Here is a 22,387-nt window from a genome sequence, read left to right on the forward strand (position 1 = left end):
CGTTCGGAAAGCATCAGACTTCACTTCCGGCGGGTGTGAGCCGCGGCATGTAGTTTTGCCGCAAGCGACGCGTCCGGGACCAGGTTCAAAGTGTCCTGCTCAACCTTTTGTAAATAACAGGAACGGCGCCGTTGCAAAACGGCGCCGTTCCTTATTTCGGCATCCCCACCGAAGCAGGAATCAGCTCACCATTTGCGTCAGATCTTGCCGCCGAATTCTTCCCAGGCGCGCACAGAATCGGCCGCATACATCAGCGACGGCCCGCCGCCCATATATACCGCCACCGCCAGCGTCTCGGTGAGCTGCTCGTAACTGGCGCCCAGACGCACCAGCGCCTTCACGTGGAAGCCGATGCAGCCATCGCAGTGGCCAGCCACACCGATCGACAACGCCATCAACTCCTTGTCGATCGCCGACAACACGCCCGGCTCCATCGCCGCTTTCGACATCGCCGTGAAGCCGTCGAGCGTGCCCGGCTGGGCAGCGCGCAAGGTACCGACCGCCTTGCTGAGATCCTGGGTGAGTTCTTTGTAGGACTTGCTGGACATGGGCTCGCTCCGGGTTTGGGGACGAGTCCAATATGGGCCTGATTTTGGGTGCGTGGCAGTGGGTGTGACAGCGTGTCGCGGGTGCCTCACTCCTCCATCCCGGCCTCAGCTTTTGCTGCGCTTGCCATTGGACGTTTGACTTGCACTGCTCTCGCTACCGCCACAATTCAAGAGCAAACGCCAATGCGACGATTCACCCATCTCACGGCTTCACGAAGCGCAATGTCATCCGGTCCGATTCGCCGACCCTTTCCAGCTTCGCGTGCTCGCTGTCAGGACCAGCAAGATTCGGCGGCAGGCGGTGCACGTTGATGTCTTCGGGATCGTTGGGGTTGGCGTTGATCTGCGACACGGCTGCCAGTCGGAAGCCAGACTCCAGCCCCAGCGTGATCAGGTAATCCTCGGGAATGCGGTGCAACTCCTTGGCCGATTCCGTGGCATTGGAAAAGGGTTTGGCGCGGTGTTCGACCACGCCGAATACACCGCCGGGTTTGAGCACCTTGAACGCCGACTTGAACACCGCGGCCAGCGTGTCGGGGCTGTGGTTGAGCCAGTCATGGGTATTGCGAAAGGTCAGCACCATGTCGGCGGAGTTTGGCGCGCCCAGATTCACCTTGAACGGCGGTGCAAATTCGATGACTTTCTTGATGTGACCGAACACGGCCGGGTTGGCCTTGATGGTGTCTTCGAACTTGGGCGAGCCTGCTTCAATGAGGTGGCCGTGGTCAGCCAGGAACGGTGCCAGGATCTCGGTGTACCAGCCACCCGCGGGATCAATCTCGATCACCGTCATGCTCGGCTTGATGCCAAAGAACTCCAGGGTCTGCACCGGATGCCTGGCGCCGTCGCGCGCCTTGTTCGCCGCGGAGCGCCACGCGCCATCGGCGGCCTTTTGCAACTGCGGGGTGATGTCGGCGGCTGGTGGCGTGGCGGCGCAGACCAGTGCGGGCAGCAGGCTGCCAGCCAGCAGGAACAGCAGTTTGCAGTGACGACGGAGCATGGGGCGATCCTCCCAGGGGTGGTCGACCCAGCCTACTCGTCTGCCAGAAAAAGGGGCCAGAAAAACCGAAACTTCGCCAGATTCATTTGTCGGCCGTGGGCTGCCGACGAGTCGTGCATGTGGATGGACTCGGCCAGCCCCGAGTGCCCTGAATATCTCAGTCTGTCACGCCGTGCAATTCCGCTTCATCCATTTCCCGCAGCAACCCACCAAGCATCGCGCCCAACGTAATGTCATCCAGCACGCCGAAATGCTGTTCGCGCAGCCTGCCCTTGGCATCAATCAGCATCAGCGTGGGCGTGCCTTGCATGGCATAGGCGCGCATGGTCAGTGGCAACGGGTCGCCGTCCACGTGCTGGTCGACGCCAACCGGGAAGTTGTAGCGGTATTCGTGCAGGAACGCTTCGAGTGCCAGCGGCCCTTGGGCCTGGTGGTGTTCGAAGACGGTGTGCAGCCCGATTACCGCGACGCGTTGCTCGGGAAACAGCTGTCGCACGCGTTGCATTTGTGGCAACGCCTGCATGGCGCAGCCCGGACACAACATCTGGAAGGCGTGGGCGACCACTACCTGCCCGCGCAGATCAGCCAGCGTCAGTGGTGCGCTGTTGAACCAGCGTGATACTTGCCACGGTGGTGCGAGATGCGTGTTTGTCATGGCTGCCTCCGGCGTCGAGGATAGCGCGACGACTTCAGTGTTGTGGGTTACGGATAGAAGACATTCACCGTGTTCGCCTTGACAGCTTCTCGATCAGGCACGTCATAGTGTCGCTAACCACGATGGATCGTTGTCGCAAATTCCCTGACGCAACACATCCCACCGGGTTTCGGCGAGACAATGAAGCATCGTGATCCAGCATCCCACTGACGGAGCCCCTATGACCACCATGCAAGCCATCGAAATTGCTCAGCCCGGTGCCGCGGACGTGTTGCGATTGACCGAACGTCCGATTCCGCGTCCCGGAGCGGGCGAAGTGTTGATCAAGGTGGCGGCCGCCGGCGTGAATCGCCCGGACGTGTTTCAGCGCCAGGGCAACTACGCGCCGCCGCCGGGTGCTTCGGATCTGCCGGGACTGGAGGTGGCCGGTGAGCTGATCGACGGCGATTTCGGCGGTGACAATCCATTCGGCCTCAAGCAGGGCGATGCGGTCTGTGCCTTGCTGGCGGGTGGTGGTTATGCCGAGTACGCCGTGGCGCCACTACGGCAATGCCTGCCAGTGCCGAAGGGTTTCAGCATGATTGAGGCGGCGGCACTGCCAGAGAACTACTTCACCGTGTGGAGCAATGTGTTTGATCGGGGCCGGCTGGGCTTGAATGCCGAGGGCGCGCCAGAGTCACTGCTGGTGCAAGGCGGCTCCAGCGGTATCGGTGTCACCGCAATCCAGTTGGCGCATGCCTTGGGTCACCGCGTGTTCGCCACCGCCGGCAATGCAGAGAAGTGCGCGGCTTGCGAAAAGCTTGGTGCGCACGCGATCAATTACCGCGAGCAGGATTTCGTGGTGGAAGTGAAAAAGCACACGGATGGCCACGGTGTCGACGTGATCCTCGACATGGTCGCCGGTGACTATGTTCCACGCGAGCTGGAGCTGCTGGCCGAGGATGGCCGGCTGGTGTTTATCGCCACCCTCGGCGGTAAGCGGGTGGATATCGACGCCTCATTGATCATGCGTCGCCGACTCACCATCACCGGCTCCACGCTGCGCGCGCGGCCGGTCGCGTTCAAGGCCGCACTGGCCAGGCGATTGCACGAAAAAGTATGGCCACTGCTGGAATCAGGCCAGGCGCGACCGGTCATTCATCAGGTGTTCCCGGCGCGCGAAGCAGCGAAGGCGCACGCGCTGATGGAAAGCAGCGAACATATCGGCAAGATCATGCTGGAGTGGCCGGTGCCCGCGTTGAGCTGATCGCGGCGCCGATTCAGTCGCGCGGAAACCCTGATGGGTCGTTTGTGCATTTCATCCTTCAACTAACGCGACTGAGCTTCACGCCAGCCTCAAAGCAACGTCGCCGCGTAGTACTCGCCGTTCTTGCTGACCTGCACGCGACTGCCGAAAGTGATGGAGAGTGCGTCGTCGGTGAGCAGGTCGGTCTTGCTGCCTTGCTGCAGCACACGACCGCTACGCAACAGCACCACTTGCTCGATCTCCGGCAGAATTTCCTCGACGTGGTGGGTGATCAGCAGCAAGGTGGTGCCGTGTCGGGCGACCTCACGCAGGCTTTCCAGCAGTTGTCGGCGGCTGGCCATGTCGAGACCGGCGCTGGGCTCGTCCAGCAACAAGGCGCGCGGGTGATGCACCAGTGCACGCGCGATCAGTACCCGCTGTACTTCGACGCTGGATAGCGTTTCCATGGCTCGGCCACATAGATGGCCAGCGTCGATCTGCGCGAGGGCGTCGTGCGCACGATCGCGCATCTGCGCGCTGACAGATTGGCGATCGGTGACGCCGCGTGTGGCGAAGAAGCCCGATACCACCGCGTCGAATACTTCCAGCGGTGGTTCATTGGTGTAGTAGCGCTGCATGGACGGCGAGACGATGCCGAGCAGGCCGCGCAACGCTTCCACGTTCCAGCGATCCCGGCCAAAAATTCGCACGCTACCGCTGCCATCGCTGCGGGCCAATGGATACAACTGACGAGTGACCAGCTTGACCAAGGTGGACTTGCCCGAGCCGTTCGGGCCGAGAATGGCAGTGTGCTGGCCTGCAGCCACGCGCAGGGTGAGTTGGTCCAGCGCCAGCTGACTGCCTTGCATCACGCTGGCACAGTCGATCTCCAGCAGTGCTGCGTCAGTGGCGGGCAAGGCGGTAGTGGCGGTTTCGATAGTCATGGGGTGAACCTTGCCTGCTCGGCGGCCACGGGGCAATGCAGTGCTGGCGACGACCGGCTACAGGCTTGCGTGACACGAGGGCCTGCCGAACACTGCTACGGTAGTCAGAGCGTTTTTGTCCATGGCCAGGGAGTGACGCCGCATGATCCCGATCCTGATCGTTGGTGCCGGGCCGGTGGGCCTCACGATGGCGGTCGAGCTGACACGCTTCGGCGTGCCGGTGAGGATCCTCGACCGCGCCGCACATGCCACCGAAACGTCGCGGGCCCTGGTGTTGTGGGCGCGCACGCTGGAGTTGATGGACCGCGCCGGTTGTACGGCGAGTTTCATCGAACAAGGCCTGTGTGCGCATGGAGCCACGATGCGCAGTGGCGGCATGATCCTCGGCCGCACCCGCTTCGATGACCTGGCCAGCAACTACAACTTCGCCCTGATGCTGCCGCAAAGTGAGACCGAACGCCTGCTGGCCGAGTGGCTCGGCCGGCATGGCGTTGCGGTGGAACGTGAGGTGGAGCTGGTCGGCTTCGCCGACGCCGGCGAGCAGGTGAATGCTTCACTTCGTCATGCGGATGGTCGCGTGGAAACGGTTACCACGCCCTGGCTGCTGGGTTGCGATGGCGCACACAGCACGGTGCGTCATGGACTGGGTGTGGAGTTCTCCGGTTCGACCGACAACGATGACTGGCTGCTTGCCGACGTGCGCATGGAGGGCGATGGTGCACCACCACGGGACGAGGCGGCGATCTACTTGCATGCGGACGGGCCCTTCGCCCTGTTCCCGATGCGCGGTGGGCGGGTTCGCGCGGTGGGCCGTATCGGCCACGGCGATCCGGCACATCCACGCGACGAGCCGACACTGGCTGACGTGCAGACGATGATTGATCAGCGCACAGGTGGCGGCTTCCACGCTACCGATCCGCTGTGGCTGGCGAATTTCCGGATCAACGAACGGATGGTTGAGGACTACCGCTACGGCCGCGTATTGCTGGCGGGGGATGCCGCGCACATCCACAGCCCGGCCGGCGGTCAGGGCATGAACACAGGTATGCAGGACGCGATCAACCTGGCGTGGAAACTGGCACAGGTGGTCGCCGGCCATGCTGGCAACCACCTGTTGGACAGCTACAGCAGCGAACGCCGCAAGGTCGGCGCGAGGGTGTTGCTCAATGCCACCCGTCTCACCCGTGCCGCCAATCTGTCGAACCCGTTGTTGCAGGCGGCACGCAACCAGCTGCTGAAATTGCTGCTGGGTTTCCACGGCATTCGTCATGCCATGGGTGAGATGCTTTCGGAGATCGACATCGCTTATGCCGGTAGCCCGCTTTCGGTGGGACCACACGCCGGTGATCGGTTGCCGCCGGACCAGTACGATGGTCCGGCACCCGGCACGCACGCAGCGCGGTTCGTGCTGTATGCCGCCGACGCCGCAACCGGTGATGCGCTGGCCGCTCGATACCCTGCGTGGATCGAGGCAAGATCCCGCCGGCCGCACGACCCAGGTCAGTTGTTGATCGTGCGGCCGGACGGCTATACAGGGCTGGTGGCGCGAGCCAATGACTGGAAAGCCGCGGCGCATTATCTGGATCGATTGACCGGCTGAGCTACCCGGATTCCACGTTTGCAGAACGTCTATCTCACTTGGTGAGACAGCGCATCGGCCTAATCCGCAGACACCTTGCGGACCCAAAGCCATGAATGCCCTGCCCGACCGCTACGCCACCGACGACCTTGTACTGCGTGATCCAGGCGATGGACGTACGCTGGCCCAGCGTTTGTCGAAGCGCTATGCGGCGCGCATCACCGGCGCGTTCGTGGTGCCCGGCAAGGAAGGTTCGTTCGCACCCTTACCCGAAGATCTGCCGCCAGCACTGGCGCAAGCGTTGCGCACGCGCGGCATCGAACAGCTTTACAGCCATCAGGCTGAGGCATGGCAGGCAACTCAAGGCGGCGCGCATGTAGCCATCGTCACGCCTACCGCCTCGGGCAAGTCGCTGTGCTACACACTGCCGGTGATCAGCGCGGCGATGCAGGACCACGCCAAGGCGCTGTATCTGTTCCCGACCAAGGCGCTGGCACAGGATCAGGTCGCCGAACTGCTGGAATTGAACAAGGCCGGCGAGCTGGGCGTGAAGGCGTTCACCTTCGACGGCGACACGCCCGGCGATGCGCGCCAGGCGATCCGTCTGCACGGCGACATCGTGGTCAGCAACCCGGACATGTTGCATCAGGCCATCCTGCCGCATCACACCAAGTGGGCGCAGTTCTTCGAGAACCTGCGCTACGTGGTGATCGACGAGGTGCACACCTATCGCGGCGTGTTCGGCTCGCACGTAGCCAACGTGATCCGCCGGCTGAAGCGCGTGTGCGCGTTCTATGGCGTGACGCCGCAATTCATCCTGTGCTCGGCCACCATCGGCAATCCGCAGGAGCATGCCGAGGCGCTGATCGAAGACGCCGTCACAGCGATCACCGAAAGCGGCGCACCCACCGGGGACAAGCACGTGCTGCTGTGGAATCCGCCGGTGATCAATCCCGATCTGGGCCTGCGTGCGTCGGCACGTTCGCAGACCAATCGCATCGCGCGGCTGGCGATCAAGTCGGGCATGAAAACGCTGGTGTTTGCGCAATCACGCAGCATGGTCGAGGTGCTGACCAAATACCTCAAGGACGTGTTCGACCACGACCCGCGCAAACCTCCACGCATCCGTGCTTATCGTGGCGGCTATCTGCCCAAGGAACGTCGCGCCGCCGAACGGGCGATGCGCGAGGGCAGCATCGACGGCATCGTCAGCACCTCGGCCCTTGAGCTGGGCGTGGATATCGGCAGTCTCGACGTGGTGGTGTTGAACGGCTATCCCGGTTCCGTCGCGGCGACTTGGCAGCGCTTCGGCCGTGCCGGTCGACGCCAACAATCGGCACTGGGCGTGCTGGTGGCCAGCTCCGATCCGCTGGATCAGTACCTGGTACGCCATCCGGAATTCTTCCAGGGCGCACCACCGGAACATGCGCGCATCCAGCCGGATCAACCCTTGATTCTGCTGGACCATATCCGCTGCGCCGCGTTCGAGCTGCCGTTCATCGGCGACGAGATGTTCGGCACCGAAGTCGCCACGCCGTGGCTGGACTTGCTGGGCGAGGAAGGCGTGCTGCATCGCGAAGGCGATCGCTGGGAGTGGATTGCCGACAGTTATCCGGCCATCGCGGTGTCGCTGCGCTCGGTCGCCGACGGCAACTTCGTGGTAGTCGACCGCACCGATGGCCGCCAGACCATCATTGCCGAAGTCGACTACTCCGCCGCTGCCGTCACCTTGTACGAAGGCGCGATCCACATGATCCAGTCGCTGCCTTACCAGGTGGAAAAGCTCGACTGGGAAGGCCGCAAGGCCTATGTCACGCGCACCCAAGTCGACTACTACACGGACGCCATCGACTACACCAAGTTGAAAGTGCTGGACTGCTTCGACAGCTCGCATGCCGGTTGCGGTCATGCGCATCACGGTGAAGTGCATGTGGTGCGTCGCGTGCCCGGCTACAAGAAGATCCGCTTCTACTCGCACGAGAACATCGGCTACGGCCCGGTCAACCTGCCCGACCAGGAACTGCATACCACCGCTGTGTGGTGGCAGCTGCCGCAAGCGGTGCTGGAAGCGGCTTTCGAACAACGCCAGCAGGCGCTCGACGGTTTCCTCGGCGCGGCGTATGCACTACACATCGTGGCCACCGTGGCGGTGATGGCCGAGGCGCGTGACCTGCAGAAATCCGTGGGGAGCGGCGACGGAGCGTGGTTCGTCAGCGCCGACATCAGCGGACGCGGACAGTTGCGTGGCAGCGATGGCCAGCCGGCTGCGCTGGCGCCGGATGCTCCGTTTACGCCCACGGTCTATCTGTACGACGCGTTCCCCGGTGGCATCGGCCAGAGTGAACCCTTGTTCCAACGTCGCGAGGATCTGGTGGCGCAGTCGGTCAGCATGATTGAACGCTGTGATTGTCGCGCCGGTTGTCCGGCTTGCGTGGGCCCGGTGTTGGCAGCAGATGAAGATGTTGCCGCCACGCCGAAGTCGTTGGCGCTTCGCGTACTGGCCTTGCTGGTGGCGCTGTGAGCGCACTTGCCGCTCGGATGCGCAAGTTGCGGGCAGAGGCCGGCAAGGTGGATGGCCTCATGCCAAAGGTGCCAGCGCCATCCGGTCTGGCGAATTTCCTGGCGGCTGCCGTGGCACCACAAAACACGCGCCCCGCCAGCGCCGCAAGCCTGGCGACGGCCAATCGCACGCTTTCGCCCGAGCTGCGTCGTCTGCTGCAACGCCACGCGCAGCTCAAGCATGGTCCGAGCACGCTCGTATCCAGCGACCGTGAAGTGCCTGGCGTGGAGATCGCGCCCGGCTTGCGTTACACCGAGGAGTTCGCCGACTGGTTGAACCCGCCGGCGGTCATCGACGCCACGTTCGCGCGGATGGAGCCGGTGCATCACTATCGCCTGCTGCATTTCGATACCGAAACAACGGGTCTGGCCGGCGGCACGGGCACGCGCGCTTTCATGATCGGTGCTGCGGACTGGATCGATGGTCGGTTCCGCATCCGCCAGCTCGTCCTCACCACGATGGCCGCCGAGACGGCCATGCTGCGTACGTTTGCCGAATGGCTCAGCGCCGACACCGTACTCGTCAGCTACAACGGCAAGTGCTACGACGCACCGCTGCTGGCCACTCGTTATCGTCTGGCGCGCCTGGCCAATCCGCTGGCCGGCCTCGGTCATCTCGATCTGCTGCATCCGGTTCGCCGCCATTGGAAACACCAATGGGAAAACTGTCGTCTTGCCACCGCCGAACGCCAACTGCTGGGCGTGGTGCGTGAGGACGATCTGCCCGGCTCCGAAGCGCCTGCCGCGTGGCTAACTTATCTGCGTGGCGGCTCCGCCAGAAACCTGCGGCGGGTAGCTGCGCACAACGCGCAGGATCTGAAAAGCCTGGCCGGTGTGCTGCTGCATATGGCCGGCTCGTCTGCCACTCCGGGGTAGCGCGCGATCCAGCGGACCGCGCGGCAGCCGGACTGCTACTGCGTAGATGGTTGGCAGGTGTTGCGGGAAGCGATCCCGCAACACCTGCCGGTACCACACTCACTCACCCCGCGAGCGCTGCAGAGCATCGCATGGTCACCCTGGCTCAGAGTGCGGCAAGGAATGCCGCCAGATCACGCTTCTGTTGCGTATTCATGTGGATGTTGAAGCGGGTGTCGTAGAAGTCGACCACGTCGTTGAGCGTCGCGGCGGAGCCATTGTGGAAATACGGCGCACGCGCCGCCACGCCGCGCAGGATCGGCCCCTTGAACTTGCCGATGTCAGCCCATTTGCCGGTGCGCATGGCCAGGCCGGGGTCGGTGGTCTTTACCACTTGCCCGGTGCTGACGTTGGTCAGCGTGTACAACGGCATGTCCATGGTTCGGCGACTCGCGTCGGAGATGCCGATATTGATCGGCAAGGCTACCGAATGGTTACCAATGTTGGGCGAGTTGTGGCAGGTCGAGCAGGTGCCGGTGATGACCGGCTGGCCGATGGCATCGTTGAGGCCGCCAACGCCGCTGATCATGATGGGCAAGGTGTTGAACAGTTGCTCGCCACGAGCGATCGAGCCGCGTGCGCGCTCGCGCGGGTCGTGACTGTGCTGCGCATTGGGATCGTTCCATTCATCGAACAGGCGCATCGCCTTTTCATCAAAGACGTCGCCAGTGGGATCGTTGCCCAAGGTGTCGTTGATGCCGACCCAGAAGCGCTGCTGGGCGAGGATGTTGGCGCCACCCATGGCCGAGCCACCGTTGAGCTTGCCGGCATCCTCGTCGACCAGTTGCGCGGTGAACAGATGTACTTCGAAATCCACGATCTGGTCGATGACGGCGGCACTGGGTTCAACCGCCGCCTGCTCGTGGCCCATGATGGCGTCATGCGCCTGCGAAGCGAGACTCTCGATCACGTCTTCGTGGTTTATCCCGGCATCCATCGGCGGCAGGAATGACATGTGGGTTTCGCGCCCGTCCCACATCACGGCGGTGAGCCAGATCAGGTTCGTCGATGGCAATGGGCGACGGAACAGTGACATGTCGTGTGCACTGGCATAGCCATAGGGGTCATCCACCGCGGTCAGGCGGAACTCGGCGTTGGCCGGCATTGGCATGCCGACACGCACAACGCCGCGATTGAGCATCATGGAATATGCCACGCGACGAGCGTATACGCTGGATACATCCGCCAGCGGCGAATTCGCGCCATCGACCAGGGCGAACACCGGATCATGACCGCCGGTGCTGTTGAAGCGCTGGCGCAACTCATCGGGCGACATGGACCAGCCCTGTGCCTGCCGGTGACAGGAATCGCAGGATCGACCGTTCGTGCCGAAGCTCTTGAAGAAAGGGTTGTTGGTATCGATCTGGCCGTTTGGCGTTACGGTTTGCAACTTTCCCGAAGGATTGCTGGTGATCTGCGGATCGGCCGGTTGCGCTTGCGCGCTGCCTGCAGCACCGGCAATCAAAATGGCCGCGATCATCGCAGCAAGCTGTTGGCTGATTACGGACCGGAACTTGAGTGGATGAACCATGACAATGTTTCCCCTTGGCGGAATGATTTGATACGCAGCCCCCTGCCCTCACCGCGACCGATTGAGGTCGTGGCAATGACGGGAAACACCGTTGGGGGGGAAAGTGCGACATCCGGGTTGCACCCGGCGAAATGCGCGGATTGGTAACCGGCCCGGACTGAGGCCGAGCCGGCTCAGCGTTGCCTAGCGTCCCGCCCTGCCGCGGCGATGCGGGTCAGTTCGGCAACAAGCTCGGTGTCTTTGCTGCCAGGCGGTTGAGCGATGCCGAGTGCGTCGTGAGCCGCCGTTGCGGCTTCGTCATTGCGGTGTGCGCGTGCCAGCACGCGTGCCTTGAGTGAAAAAATGCCAAAGCGGGCGTTGCCGGTGGGAAACATCGCGTTGTATTTTGGTTCGATATCCAGCACTTCGCGTAGCGCATCGTCATTGCGGCCGAGCGCAAACAGCGCCTTCGCGCGCATCAGCCGGGTACCCAATTCGCGCTGGATCATGCCACCTTTGGCGCTGCGGTAGATGGCCAGCACACGGTCGGTAGTCACCACGGTTTCCACATATTGATGACGCGCCAGCTGCAAGCCGGCGAGCTGTTCAAGTACGTAGGCATAGTTTGGATTGTTGTCCCCGTCGAACGCGCGTTGCGCGTCGAGCGCGGCGTGAATATCCACCTCGGCCTTGTCGAACTCTCCGGCCATGCTCCAGGCCAGCCCGCGCAAACCCAGCAACCGCGGACAGACCAGTTTTTTCAGCGATGTACGCCGGCAACCATCGATGCCTTGCGCATACCAGTCAGCCGCCTCCTTGTAGTGTCCCTGACCATACTGCAGCTTGCCCATCGCGGCGATCGCATACAGCGTGCGGGGATCGTCATTGCCGAATACGCGGCGACGCAGTTCTAGTCCGCGCACGGCGTAAGGCTCGGCGTCGACAAAGCGCCCCTGAGCGATCAGAAAGGAGCCATACATACCTACGTTCCAGGCCTGTTGCGGATTGGGCTTGTCGAAGAAGCGGTCGCCCGTGGTGATTGCCTGGCGATAGGCATTCTCCGCACGCACCGTGTCACCCGCCGCTTCGGCGCCGAGCGCGATAGCTTCATACAGGTCGAGGATTCGCGGATCCATCGGGCTGTCACTGCCCTGCCACAGCGCCAGCGCCGCGTCGGCGCGCGCCAGTCCCGCACGGAAGTGCTCGGCATCCAGCAGGGCGGTGGCTTCGTCAATGGACGCCGATAGCTGGGCATCGGGCAGCTTGAGTTGGCCCGCGATCTGGCGTGCGCTGGCCAGCATGGCCAGACCATCGTCGATGCGACCGCTGTGCAGCAACGCGTTGCCAAGCACGCGCAAGCCCTGCAGACCCAGGCGGTCCCGGCGCATTACCAGGCCAGCCTGCAACGGTTGCAACTGCACAACAACTTCAGCGTCTCGCGCCTGATCCTCCAGCACCGAAGCGCGCAGAATTTGCGCATCCCACCACAACGCATCGCTCGGACCGTACAGCCGGCTGATGGTCGGAGCGGCATGATCCAACAGGCTCATGGCCTGGGCATATGAGCCGACACTGCGCGCTACCTTGGCCAGCGCCAGCGCCAGGTCGACCCGCTGCGCATCCGGCAAGTTGTTGCCCGTCAGCAGGCGACTGGTCGCCTGCTTGACCAGGTCTTCCGGCGTAGGTCGTTCGTCCGTCGGCAGATCCGCGCCAGCCGACTGGAATACCGATACCAGAAAGTCACGCACGGCATTCGCCCGTGCAGCCTGTTCCCGCGCTGCTGACGCTTGCCACAGGGCAACCCCGAGTGCCAGCAAGATGGCGACCAGGAATACCGTCAGAGTGGCGACACCGGCGCGATAGCGTGTGATGAACTTCGTCATGCGGTACCAGCGCGACGATGGATGCGCACGCACCGGCTGATGGCTCAAGTGGCGCTTGATGTCGTCGGCCAGCGCGCCGGCGGACGGATAGCGCTGATCTGGCTGGGTCGCGGTAGCCTTGTAGACGATATGTTCCAGTTCGCGGCGAGGGCGACGCACGACCTTTGCGGCTGTGGTGTCCGGAAAAGCCTGCTTGCTCGTGGATGCCGACGTTGGCTCGCGCGAATCATCAGACTGGTAGCGCCGGCCGGTGAGCAATTCGTCCAGCAGGACGCCGAGCGCGTATACGTCGGTAGCCGTGGTAATCGGTCCCTGCCCGAACTGCTCGGGTGCAGCGTAGGCCGGAGTCAATGCCCGCAGCGGCGACAGCGATGTGTCGTCGGTTTCTTCGTCCAGCAGGCTGGCAATGCCGAAGTCGAGCAGTTTCACTTCGCCTTCGGTGGTGACCAGTACGTTGGATGGCTTCAGGTCGCGATGCACGATCAGTGCGTTATGCGCCGCCTCAACCGTGCGACAAACCGTCAGAAACAACTCCAGCCGCTGGCGTAGCGCAAGCGAATGAGTGCGCGCGTAATGTGTGATGGGTGCCCCATCGACCAACTCCAGCGCAATATAGGCCAGACCATCTTCGGTGATGCCACCCTCGATCAAGTGTGCGATGCCAGGGTGGCGCAGGCGCGACAGTGCCTCGCGTTCCCGGCGGAACTGGTGCTTGGCTTCGGTGCTGTACAGCCCGTGTGCCAATACCTTGATCGCCACTTCGTGGCGCACGCCCTGCTCTTGGCGAAAAGCGCGAAATACCGTCGACGAACCGCCCTCGCCCAACACTTCGATCAGCTCGAACGGGCCGATCTGGCTACCGGGAGGCAGCATGACCGCAACGGCGGCGTCACCGATGGCGCGGGCCGCGCTGGCCGCATCGCCGGAAGCCAACAACGCTTCATCGCCCGTATCGGCGGCAAGCAGGTCTTCGACTTCGGCACGCATCAACGGATTGGAACAGTTTCCTGCCAGCCACGGCGCGCGCGCCGCGACTGGCAGCTGGAGTGCCGCCTCGAACAGTTCGCGCAATGTGGAAGTGGGTTGCAGAGGGATTCCCCGCGATGCGTTGTACGTTGTGTTGAGCTAAACCCCGAACTTGCGCCAACTGCGACAGCGTCGCTGTCAACCTTGCTTAATCCATGCGCGCCTTGATGAAGGCGCGCGCAAAACGCCAGTCGCGATCAATCGTGCGCCGGGCCAGGCCGAGGGTTTCAGCGACCTGTTCCAGGCTCAGTCCGGCGAAGTAGCGCAATTCCACCACCTGTGCGGCGCGAGCATCGGTCTGCTCCAGCGCATCCAGCGACGCGTCCAGCGCCAGCGCCTCTTCGGCAGTATCAAAGGCCAGCCGGGTATCGCTGTCGTCGAGGGTGATCCGCATCCACTGTCCGCCGGCGCACAAGCGCAATCGATCACGTGCGCGATTCATCAGCAGATGGCGCATCGCCCGTGCGGCGTAGGAAAAGAACTGGGCGGGATGTTCGAACTGCAGGGCTTCGCGGCGGCCAATCCGCAGATACAGTTCGTGCACCAATTCGGTGGTGTCGAGGGTGGTATGGCGACGCCCGGACAGCTGCTTCGCAGCCATCGCCTTGAGCCGTGCATAGACCATGGAAAATAATGCGTCGGTCGAACTGCCGCCGCCCTGCAACGTCATTTCGGACATGACGATACCCCTCCATGCAGCCGCCATCGGCGCATGGTACGCGCTCTGGTGAGCCTTGCCGATACGGACATGGCTCAGGCTGCTGGCAAAGGCAGGCTGCGGTTGTCGGAGGGATGCTCTGGTGTGGCAACAGCGGTGACGAAGAGTCTGTTCAACCCGTGCTGGCTTGTACCGCCATCATGGCCGGCATCGATCGAGCGCCTGCACGTCGGCCTTCCACGAAGGTATGCAGCCGCCCACCGAGCAGGCCGACTACGGGGCGGGCGGCCAGGCCGATCGTGCCGTTGGCAGCTGTCGCCATCGACAAGCCCAGCTGATGCTCTGCGCGCATGCGTACCGCCTTGGCGGCGAACCAGGCTTTCGGGCCTGCCAGCAACGTGCCCGAATCGGACTCGACCTGGCGCGAATTCGAAATTGACTGGCGCAGATGGTTCAGGTGATGCTCGTTGAAGGCATCGGCAAGTGCCGCGGATTGGAAAGGCGACGCTACGTATTCATCCAGCAGGCTGCCGAGCAGAGACACCACGCGCAGTGTGATCTGGCGATTGACGCGTTCGGCCGATGATGCTCCGATCGAAGACTGCCAGACGCCGTCAAGCGCTGCCGCCAGCTTGTACCATTCCGACTGATTCAATGGACGCTGTTCCAGTGGAATATGGCGCCGGGCGATCAGCCATGCCTGGTCACTGGCCGGCAACGCATGCGAGCGCCGTGCGATGCTGGCGCGCGCCGAACGCATCGAAATTTCTCCGGTAGCTGCCAGTCGCAGCGACAGCGCTTCCTGTGTCAAAGGTTGCGCGCGCAAACTGCCATTGCTGCGGTACCAGCGCCGGTATTCCAGGGTGGCCCGGTGAAACATGCCTGGCGGCGGTGGCACGGTGGCACGTGCTTCGGCGGCGTAATCCAGTGCCGGTGCCAGCGGACGCAGACCGCTGGCACGTGCGGCGAGTACGCGGTCAAGCAACACTTCGGCGTTGATCAAATAGTGGTGGTAGAACTCGTGGCGATCGCTGGTGTCGGTTGCCGTGAAGTACACAAACCGAATCCGCGAGGTGCCACGTTCACTTCTGGCGCCGTGACAACCCTGCCCGGTCATCCGGTGGCCGATCGGCGGAGCACGATGCGCGGTAGGCAAATTACCAAGCACGGCGTCAACCGTAGTTGCGTAAGCGTGAAAAGAACCAGTCGTGGTGACGGCCTGTTCCTGTCCGCCTGGATTCATCGACATGCTCACGAAATGATCCTGATTGCCTGGATGGTCGAGACGCTCGACTCCGCTAGCGCCTTACTTGACCCGGATACCTGTCGGTCGCCCTGCCTGGACAACCACGCCACTACTTTGGCAGCGGCAATGCCATGAAAACGTGCGCTGACACCCAGTTCTCAAGGGCGGCATGGCTAGCAGGCGCGGGCGTGCTGCGCCCATCGCGCTGCACTTTCGCGCCACAACCGAAAATTCAGGCAAAATAGGCGGTTAGCAATGCGCCACAGGCGCATTGCCCTTGCTGACCGATGACGCCCGACGGATGACCGACTTGACCATGACACCTGCCCCAACCCCTCCATCGGACGATGCTGACGCTGACTTGCTGGAACGCCTGCGTGCGGCGGCGGCCTTGCTGGAATCCGTAGCCGCCGATCGTGCGTTGCTTGACAGCATGCCGGCCGAAGACCGCCAGCGCCTGCACCAGGCGGTGGCGCAGGTTTATCATCCTGATCCCGGGGCGCGCCGGATCAAGTTGAAGGCGGCCGAGAAGGCACGACATGCCAACAAGGTGCAGGCTGAGGATGCCGTGCTCAACCAGACCGGGATTCGCGCGCTCCGCCGCAGCCCGGTGTTCACCACCCCCAACCTGTTCGCGCCGAAGGACTTCCTGCCCCACGACATCGCGCCCGACGCGGACAGTGCACAGCCACGCGAATCCGTCGAGCCGAAACACTGCTACGTGTGCAAGAAGAAATACTCCACCCTGCATTTTTTCTACGACCAGATGTGCCCGGACTGCGCGGCCTTCAATTACGCCAAGCGCAGCGAACTGGCTGACCTGAGCGGACGCGTTGCCCTGCTTACCGGCGGTCGCGTGAAAATCGGCTACCAGGCAGGCCTGAAGCTGCTGCGTGCTGGCGCGGAGCTGATCGTTACCACGCGTTTCCCGCGCGACTCCGCGTCGCGTTACGCGGCTGAGCCGGATTTTTCCGAATGGGGTCACCGGCTGCAGGTGTATGGCCTGGATTTGCGGCACACGCCCAGTGTGGAAGCGTTTTGCCAGGAATTGGTGGCGACCCGTCCGCGGCTGGACTTCATCATCAACAACGCCTGCCAGACCGTGCGCCGACCGCCGGACTTCTACGCGCACATGATGGAAGGCGAGACGGCCGCGCTGCATGACATGCCCGAGCAGGTGCGTCAGCTGGTCGGCCACTACGAAGGTTTGCGAGGTTCGAACATCCTGCCGCAGGATGGCGCGTCCGTCGGGCCGCTCGCCGAGCGCGATACGGCGGTTCCCGGTTTGACCCGCGCCGCCGAACTGTCGCAATTGCCGTTGCTGCCGGAAGAACTGCTGGCACAGAGCCATCTGTTCCCGGAAGGGCGGCTGGACCAGGACCTGCAGCAAATCGACCTGCGCCAGCGTAATTCCTGGCGCATGCTGATGGCCGAAGTGCCTTCGGTGGAATTGCTGGAAGTGCAACTGGTCAATGCGATCGCGCCGTTCATCATCAACGCGCGGTTGAAACCGCTGATGCTGCGCACCGGTGAACGCGACAAGCACATCGTCAACGTATCCGCGATGGAAGGCCAGTTCTACCGCAACTTCAAGACCACCCGCCACCCGCATACGAACATGGCCAAGGCGGCGTTGAACATGATGACGCGCACGGCCGCCACCGATTACCACAACGACGGCATCCACATGAACAGCGTGGATACCGGTTGGGTGACCGACGAAGATCCGGCCGAGCTGGCGGCGAAAAAGGTGCTGGAAGAGCGCTTCCACCCGCCGCTGGATATCGTCGACGGCGCCGCGCGCATCGTCGATCCGATCATCCACGGCATCAACACCGGCGAGCATGTGTGGGGCCAGTTCCTGAAGGACTACCGTCCTACCGACTGGTAATACACACGTGATCACGACCGACCTGTTTGCTGATGCCGCGCTCCCGCTCAAGCCTCGCGACGAGCGTTTGTGCGAGGGCGCTGTGGTGCTGCGCGCGTTTGCGTTGGAACATGACGCTGCGCTGCTGCAGGCGATCCATGACATCACCGCACAGGCGCCGTTTCGCCACCTGCTCACGCCGGGTGGTTTGCGCATGTCGGTGGCGATGACCAATGCCGGAGCGTTGGGCTGGGTCAGTGATCGCCGTGGCTATCGCTATGCGCGGCGAGACCCGCAGAGTGGTGAACCATGGCCTTCGATGCCGGCGGTTTTTTTGCAACTGGCGACTGCGGCGGCCGCCCGCGCCGGCTTTGCCGATTTCATGCCCGACGCCTGCCTGGTCAATCGTTATGAAGTGGGTACGCGGCTAAGCCTGCATCAGGATCGCGACGAGCATGACTACGCGCATCCGATTGTTTCTGTTTCACTGGGTGTCCCTGCGGTATTCCTGTTCGGCGGATTGCAACGCACCGATCTCACCCAGCACGTGCCGCTGGCGCATGGTGATGTTGTGGTCTGGGGTGGCCCGGCACGACAGCATTACCACGGCGTGGCGCCGATCAAGCTCGCGCATCATCCCCTGCTGGGTGACATCCGTATCAACCTCACGTTTCGTCGTGCAGGCTAAGGTGGCGCGCTCAGCGTGACGAACTCCGATGCGGGCACCGGTCGGGAGATGAAATAGCCTTGCGCGAAGTCGCAGCCGATGGCGGTCAGGCAATCCAGCGCCGCCTGGTCTTCCACGCCTTCAGCGGTGACTCGATAGCCAAGGCGATGACTCATTTCCACCATGCCTTCGACAATGATCCGGTCGCCGGGTTCGGTGGCCAGATTCCGCACAAACAGTTGATCGATCTTCAGTTCGCTGACTGGCAGGTGGCGCAAGTAGGCGAAACTGGATTGGCCCACACCGAAATCGTCGATGGCAATGCCAATGCCCTGGTCGGCGAGCTGGCGCAGAATCCGCACTGCCGTATCCGGTTCGCCCATTACCGCACGCTCGGTGACTTCAACCGTCAGTAGCGAAGACGGCACCTGATGGATCTCCAGCAAGCGGCGGATGCCGGCCACCAGTGAGGCATCGTCCAGGTCACGCGCGGACAGATTCACGGCCACATGAAATTGGCGACCACGAGCGAGCCACTCTTGCACTTGCTGGAGTGCCTGATTCAGCACCCACTGACTCAGCCGCTGGATATTGCCGGTGTCTTCGGCCATGCCGATGAACAGCTCCGGAGAAACTCGCCCACGCTGGGGGTGGTTCCAGCGCAGCAGCGCCTCGGCGGAGTCGATGCGCCGACTGGCGAGCGAAAATTTCGGCTGGTAGTGCAGCGAGAGTCCGTCGCCATCCAGCGCCTCCCGCAGGTCGCCCATCAGTGACAGTCGCTCCGGGCGATGAGGATCGATCGCCTCGTCATACCAATGGATCGCGTTGGTCGAACCGCTGGCTGCAAACTGTGCGACCTCGGCCTGACGCAGCAGCACCCCCGCCGGCACCGGTACTTCTGTTGCCAACGCAATACCGATCGCCGGCATTTGATCAATGCTGATGTCAGCTTCCACATAGGGTTTGTTGAGCACCTCAAGCACCCGCAGCGCTGCCGTCATCGCCATGGTTTTGTCGGCCATCGGCAGCCACAGCGCGAATTGCGAATCGCCGGTGCGCGCAAGGAAAGCCTCGTCGGCAACTCCGCTGATACGCACTCCGGCATCGCGCAGCAGGCGATCGCATAGCGCATGCCCCATGGTCTTGATGATGTCGGGCGCTCGAGTCAGCCCGATCATCAACAACGCACCTGCCGGAGCGCCTTCTGCATCATGGTGCTGATTGATGGCGATCTCGGCGGCCGTGCGGTTGGGAAGGTGGGTCACGCTGTCGTGCATGGCCTGGTGGCGAATATGCTGCTCACGCTGGCGCACGGCTTCGGTCATGCTGTTGAATGCCTGCGCAAGTTGACCGATCTCGTCATTGCGCGGAATGTTTGCCGGGCGTTCGTAATCACCACCGGCAATGCGTCGCGCCGATGCAGCGAGCGCTTCAACCGGACGCGACACGCTGCGTGCGGCGAACCATGCCCCAACCAGGCCGACTGCAAGGCCGAGCCCTAGCAGGCTGGCCCAGGCAATCGCGATGCTGCGGAACGGGCGCAAGGCGTCATCCAGCGAGTAACCCAGCACGGCCACCACCGGTGTACTGTGCCGAGGCTGTTTCAGTTTCTGCGCGAGCACCATGACTTCGCGGTCGCCCACGCGAATCAACACCGGTTTCGATGGCAAGCCGTGACCGGCTTCGTCAAGGCTGTTGACCATGCCGATATCACCGCTGGCGGTGGCGATCAGGGACCATTTTCCCGGCGACAGTTCGGCGCCCAGTTCGATGCTGCGTGGCAGTGCGGACAGCTTCTGCAAGTGACCCAGCAACGCATCATTCAGCGGCACGTTCACCACCACCAGGCCCACCGGTTGCGGCGCGTAGATGGGAACGACCACCATCCAGGATGCCTTGCCATCCAGCGCGACCACGGCGGCCGTGCGCTGCACATAGGCTTGCGCGATCAGATCCGGAAACGGGAACCGTTGCATGGGATGACCGGCAGGATTGGTGTCGACCTCAATGCTTCCATCAAGATCGATCAACAGCATGCGTGAGGCACCCACCCGGCGACCATGGTTGCGCAGCACCGACATCACCGTGCCCTGATCACGTTCGGCGATGGCCGAGCGTAGTGCATAGTCCAGCGACAGCACCTCGACATTGCCCGCAACCCGCGCCGAGATGTCATCCATCTGGGCCACCAGGGCCGCGGCGTTGGCGCTCAACTGCCGCTCGCCTTCGGTGATCATGGCCTTCCGCGTCACTTCGTATACCAGGCTGGCAGTCAATAACTGCACCAGCACCAGGGTCGCTACAAAGAACAGCGCCAGCCGCAGACGAAATCCGATGAAGGGCATGGCCGTGATCAGTAATCCGCGCGTGCGTGCGTCATCGGTCCACGTGGGTCGGCCACCAGCGTCAAGGTAAACTTCAGGTGCGGCGCGTCAGCCGCACTGCCCAGCGAAACCTGTTGTTCCGGCTGTGGCGCTCCCGGCGGCAATTGCGGATGCCACAGACGCACCGTGTAGCGCCCTGGCGCAAGCCCGTCGAAGGTGGCATCACCTGCCCGATCGGACATTCCGATCGCTGGCGCGTTAGAGACGAACAGATAAGTGATCATGTCGTCGTGGATATTGCAGCCCACGGCTACAATGCCGGTCTTGTCCAACACCAGCGTTGGTGAACTTTGGCCCGGACGCAGGACGAACTCGAATTGCCGGATCGGCGAGAAGGAATAAACCTGGTGGCGGGTGGTGTCACTGTTGCGGAAGATGACCTTGTCGCCAGGTCGCAGGATCTGCACGTACGGGATGAAAGCTTCATTCTTCTGGTCGACGTAGTAGGTCTTCGGTGCCTGCGCCGGTGTCTGACTTGCCACGGCGGATTCCGGAATCAAAGTGATCACCGCATCACCAACCGCTCGCCCTTGTGGATCAGCCACATGCACCGTCACCGTCGCCGCAGCCAGCGGAGTTGCCATCAACGCCAGCAAGCAGGCCAGGCCAGTCAATCGAAATATGGACATCGGGCAACGCCTTGACGGAACACCCAACTAGCCTACCCCAGTTCCGGGCATGGACGAGCATGCGCTGCTACTGCTGCGGATCGATGCATGAGTCTGCTCAGTCGTTTTGCTAGTCTGGTGTCCTCGGCAACGGCAGGACTGACATGCAATCCACCCAGGGTATTCATACCATCGACACCGGTTTCGTCAGGCCGGGATTCGATGCAGCGTATCTCGTCGTTGAAAACGGCCGCGGTGCTTTCATCGATTGCGGTACCAACCATTCGGTTCCACGCATGCTGGCTGCGCTCGATGCGGCGGGACTCGCCGTCGCCGAAGTCGACTGGCTGATTCTCACGCACGTCCACCTGGATCATGCGGGGGGTGCCGGTGAGTTGATGGCGCGGCTGCCGCAGGCACAACTGGTAGTGCACCCGCGTGGTGCGCGCCACATGATTGACCCATCGAAGCTATGGGCGGGCGCGAGCGCCGTTTATGGCGAGGCGGTAATGGAACGGGAATACGGACGACTGCGCCCGGTGCCGGCCGAGCGCGTGGTGGAAGCCGGCGATGGGCATGTGGTGGATCTGGCGGGCCGCCTGCTGCGATGCATCGACACTCCCGGGCACGCCAGGCACCACATCGCGATCCACGATGCGCACGCACAGGTGATTTTTACCGGTGATGTCTTCGGCCTGTCCTATCGCGAGTTCGATACCGCGAAGGGGCCGTTCATCCTGCCCACCACATCACCGGTACAGTTTGATCCGGACGAGCTGCATGCATCAATCCATCGTTTGCTTGCCTTGCAACCGGTGGCGATGTATCCGACGCACTTTGGACGCATCGAAGACCTCCAGCGTCTGGCCGCCGACCTGCATGAGCAGATTGATGCGATGGTGGGACTGGCGCAGGAAGCGGGTGTCCACGCGGACCGGCATGCACAGTTGGTCGACAGCCTGACCAATCTTTATGCCACTCGCGCGCTGGCACATGGCTGGACGAAAGGGCGTGCTGCGCTGGAGCAGTTGCTGCACATGGACATCGAACTCAATGCCCAGGGTCTGGAAGTCTGGCTGGATCGCTGAGCATCCGGCGGCTTCAGTGACT

Annotated in this window: 17 protein-coding genes; 7 read left to right on the forward strand and 10 right to left on the reverse strand. The window is 62.8% G+C overall.

The window, feature by feature from the left end:
- Window positions 1–197: 197 nt before the first annotated feature.
- The 3 genes from PY254_RS11215 to PY254_RS11225 form a co-directional block, all read right to left on the reverse strand.
- Entirely contained in the window at window positions 198–548 is a 351-nt protein-coding gene (locus tag PY254_RS11215; protein ID WP_281012132.1) for a carboxymuconolactone decarboxylase family protein, read from the reverse strand.
- A 202-nt stretch (window positions 549–750) separates the two neighbouring features.
- Entirely contained in the window at window positions 751–1,548 is a 798-nt protein-coding gene (locus PY254_RS11220) for a class I SAM-dependent methyltransferase (RefSeq protein WP_281012133.1), read from the reverse strand.
- Between the two features lie 157 nt (window positions 1,549–1,705).
- Window positions 1,706–2,203, reverse strand: coding sequence for a redoxin domain-containing protein (locus tag PY254_RS11225; RefSeq protein ID WP_281012134.1), 498 nt, complete (start codon window positions 2,201–2,203; stop codon window positions 1,706–1,708).
- A gap of 229 nt (window positions 2,204–2,432) precedes the next feature.
- On the opposite strand from PY254_RS11225, the gene PY254_RS11230 reads away from it, so the two are divergent.
- Window positions 2,433–3,449, forward strand: coding sequence for an NAD(P)H-quinone oxidoreductase (locus PY254_RS11230; RefSeq protein ID WP_281015209.1), 1,017 nt, complete (start codon window positions 2,433–2,435; stop codon window positions 3,447–3,449).
- Window positions 3,450–3,538: 89 nt separating this feature from the next.
- Here PY254_RS11230 and PY254_RS11235 read toward each other — a convergent pair whose 3' ends face one another.
- Complete coding sequence (locus tag PY254_RS11235) at window positions 3,539–4,372, reverse strand: ABC transporter ATP-binding protein (protein WP_281012135.1); 834 nt, start codon at window positions 4,370–4,372, stop codon at window positions 3,539–3,541.
- 142 nt (window positions 4,373–4,514) lie between these two features.
- On the opposite strand from PY254_RS11235, the gene PY254_RS11240 reads away from it, so the two are divergent.
- The 3 genes from PY254_RS11240 (at window position 4,515) to PY254_RS11250 (ending at window position 9,386) form a co-directional block, all read left to right on the forward strand.
- On the forward strand, window positions 4,515–5,972 hold the full coding sequence (locus tag PY254_RS11240) for an FAD-dependent monooxygenase (RefSeq protein ID WP_281012136.1): 1,458 nt from the start codon (window positions 4,515–4,517) through the stop codon (window positions 5,970–5,972).
- A 91-nt stretch (window positions 5,973–6,063) separates the two neighbouring features.
- Entirely contained in the window at window positions 6,064–8,472 is a 2,409-nt protein-coding gene (locus PY254_RS11245) for a DEAD/DEAH box helicase (protein WP_281012137.1), read from the forward strand.
- A complete protein-coding gene (locus PY254_RS11250) occupies window positions 8,469–9,386 on the forward strand; it encodes a ribonuclease H-like domain-containing protein (RefSeq protein WP_345781811.1) in 918 nt (305 codons plus the stop codon). Before PY254_RS11245 ends, PY254_RS11250 begins: the two co-directional genes overlap by 4 nt.
- 145 nt (window positions 9,387–9,531) lie before the next feature.
- Here PY254_RS11250 and PY254_RS11255 read toward each other — a convergent pair whose 3' ends face one another.
- From PY254_RS11255 to PY254_RS11270, 4 genes are all read right to left on the reverse strand, one after another.
- Entirely contained in the window at window positions 9,532–10,956 is a 1,425-nt protein-coding gene (locus PY254_RS11255; RefSeq protein ID WP_281012139.1) for a c-type cytochrome, read from the reverse strand.
- A gap of 173 nt (window positions 10,957–11,129) precedes the next feature.
- Window positions 11,130–13,805 carry a serine/threonine-protein kinase gene (locus PY254_RS11260; protein WP_281012140.1) on the reverse strand — a complete coding sequence of 892 codons (2,676 nt, stop codon included), beginning with the start codon at window positions 13,803–13,805 and terminating at the stop codon, window positions 11,130–11,132.
- A gap of 187 nt (window positions 13,806–13,992) precedes the next feature.
- Window positions 13,993–14,523 carry an ECF-type sigma factor gene (locus PY254_RS11265; RefSeq protein ID WP_281012141.1) on the reverse strand — a complete coding sequence of 177 codons (531 nt, stop codon included), beginning with the start codon at window positions 14,521–14,523 and terminating at the stop codon, window positions 13,993–13,995.
- A gap of 151 nt (window positions 14,524–14,674) precedes the next feature.
- Window positions 14,675–15,559: a hypothetical protein gene (locus PY254_RS11270; RefSeq protein WP_281012142.1), complete on the reverse strand. Its 885-nt coding sequence runs from the start codon at window positions 15,557–15,559 to the stop codon at window positions 14,675–14,677.
- A 505-nt stretch (window positions 15,560–16,064) separates the two neighbouring features.
- Here PY254_RS11270 and PY254_RS11275 point away from each other — a divergent pair.
- Complete coding sequence (locus tag PY254_RS11275) at window positions 16,065–17,639, forward strand: SDR family NAD(P)-dependent oxidoreductase (RefSeq protein ID WP_281012143.1); 1,575 nt, start codon at window positions 16,065–16,067, stop codon at window positions 17,637–17,639.
- 7 nt (window positions 17,640–17,646) lie between these two features.
- Window positions 17,647–18,306, forward strand: a complete 660-nt coding sequence (gene alkB / locus PY254_RS11280; protein ID WP_281012144.1) for a DNA oxidative demethylase AlkB — start codon at window positions 17,647–17,649, stop codon at window positions 18,304–18,306.
- Here alkB and PY254_RS11285 read toward each other — a convergent pair.
- Entirely contained in the window at window positions 18,303–20,630 is a 2,328-nt protein-coding gene (locus PY254_RS11285; protein WP_281012145.1) for a putative bifunctional diguanylate cyclase/phosphodiesterase, read from the reverse strand. The two genes, alkB and PY254_RS11285, sit on opposite strands and share 4 nt — an antisense overlap.
- 8 nt (window positions 20,631–20,638) lie before the next feature.
- Window positions 20,639–21,298 (reverse strand): cupredoxin domain-containing protein, encoded by a 660-nt coding sequence (locus PY254_RS11290; RefSeq protein ID WP_281012146.1) that lies wholly within the window; start codon window positions 21,296–21,298, stop codon window positions 20,639–20,641.
- A gap of 143 nt (window positions 21,299–21,441) precedes the next feature.
- Here PY254_RS11290 and PY254_RS11295 point away from each other — a divergent pair, with 143 nt between their 5' ends.
- The gene (locus PY254_RS11295) at window positions 21,442–22,365 is read left to right on the forward strand and encodes an MBL fold metallo-hydrolase (RefSeq protein ID WP_281012147.1); all 924 of its coding nucleotides are present in this window, start codon (window positions 21,442–21,444) and stop codon (window positions 22,363–22,365) included.
- Window positions 22,366–22,387 lie beyond the last annotated feature (22 nt).

The sequence above is a fragment of the Rhodanobacter sp. AS-Z3 genome, assembly GCF_029224025.1.
Taxonomy (GTDB): Bacteria; Pseudomonadota; Gammaproteobacteria; order Xanthomonadales; family Rhodanobacteraceae; genus Rhodanobacter.

What these genes read in the sequence shown, in the direction of transcription:
- PY254_RS11215 (WP_281012132.1), bottom strand. Translation starts at nt 548, where the DNA reads ATGTCCAGCAAGTCCTACAAAGAACTCACCCAGGATCTCAGCAAGGCG.
- PY254_RS11220 (WP_281012133.1), bottom strand. Translation starts at nt 1,548, where the DNA reads ATGCTCCGTCGTCACTGCAAACTGCTGTTCCTGCTGGCTGGCAGCCTG.
- PY254_RS11225 (WP_281012134.1), bottom strand. Translation starts at nt 2,203, where the DNA reads ATGACAAACACGCATCTCGCACCACCGTGGCAAGTATCACGCTGGTTC.
- PY254_RS11230 (WP_281015209.1), top strand. Translation starts at nt 2,433, where the DNA reads ATGCAAGCCATCGAAATTGCTCAGCCCGGTGCCGCGGACGTGTTGCGA.
- PY254_RS11235 (WP_281012135.1), bottom strand. Translation starts at nt 4,372, where the DNA reads ATGACTATCGAAACCGCCACTACCGCCTTGCCCGCCACTGACGCAGCA.
- PY254_RS11240 (WP_281012136.1), top strand. Translation starts at nt 4,515, where the DNA reads ATGATCCCGATCCTGATCGTTGGTGCCGGGCCGGTGGGCCTCACGATG.
- PY254_RS11245 (WP_281012137.1), top strand. Translation starts at nt 6,064, where the DNA reads ATGAATGCCCTGCCCGACCGCTACGCCACCGACGACCTTGTACTGCGT.
- PY254_RS11255 (WP_281012139.1), bottom strand. Translation starts at nt 10,956, where the DNA reads ATGGTTCATCCACTCAAGTTCCGGTCCGTAATCAGCCAACAGCTTGCT.
- PY254_RS11260 (WP_281012140.1), bottom strand. Translation starts at nt 13,805, where the DNA reads ATGCGTGCCGAAGTCGAAGACCTGCTTGCCGCCGATACGGGCGATGAA.
- PY254_RS11265 (WP_281012141.1), bottom strand. Translation starts at nt 14,523, where the DNA reads ATGTCCGAAATGACGTTGCAGGGCGGCGGCAGTTCGACCGACGCATTA.
- PY254_RS11275 (WP_281012143.1), top strand. Translation starts at nt 16,065, where the DNA reads ATGACACCTGCCCCAACCCCTCCATCGGACGATGCTGACGCTGACTTG.
- PY254_RS11285 (WP_281012145.1), bottom strand. Translation starts at nt 20,630, where the DNA reads ATGCCCTTCATCGGATTTCGTCTGCGGCTGGCGCTGTTCTTTGTAGCG.
- PY254_RS11290 (WP_281012146.1), bottom strand. Translation starts at nt 21,298, where the DNA reads ATGTCCATATTTCGATTGACTGGCCTGGCCTGCTTGCTGGCGTTGATG.
- PY254_RS11295 (WP_281012147.1), top strand. Translation starts at nt 21,442, where the DNA reads ATGCAATCCACCCAGGGTATTCATACCATCGACACCGGTTTCGTCAGG.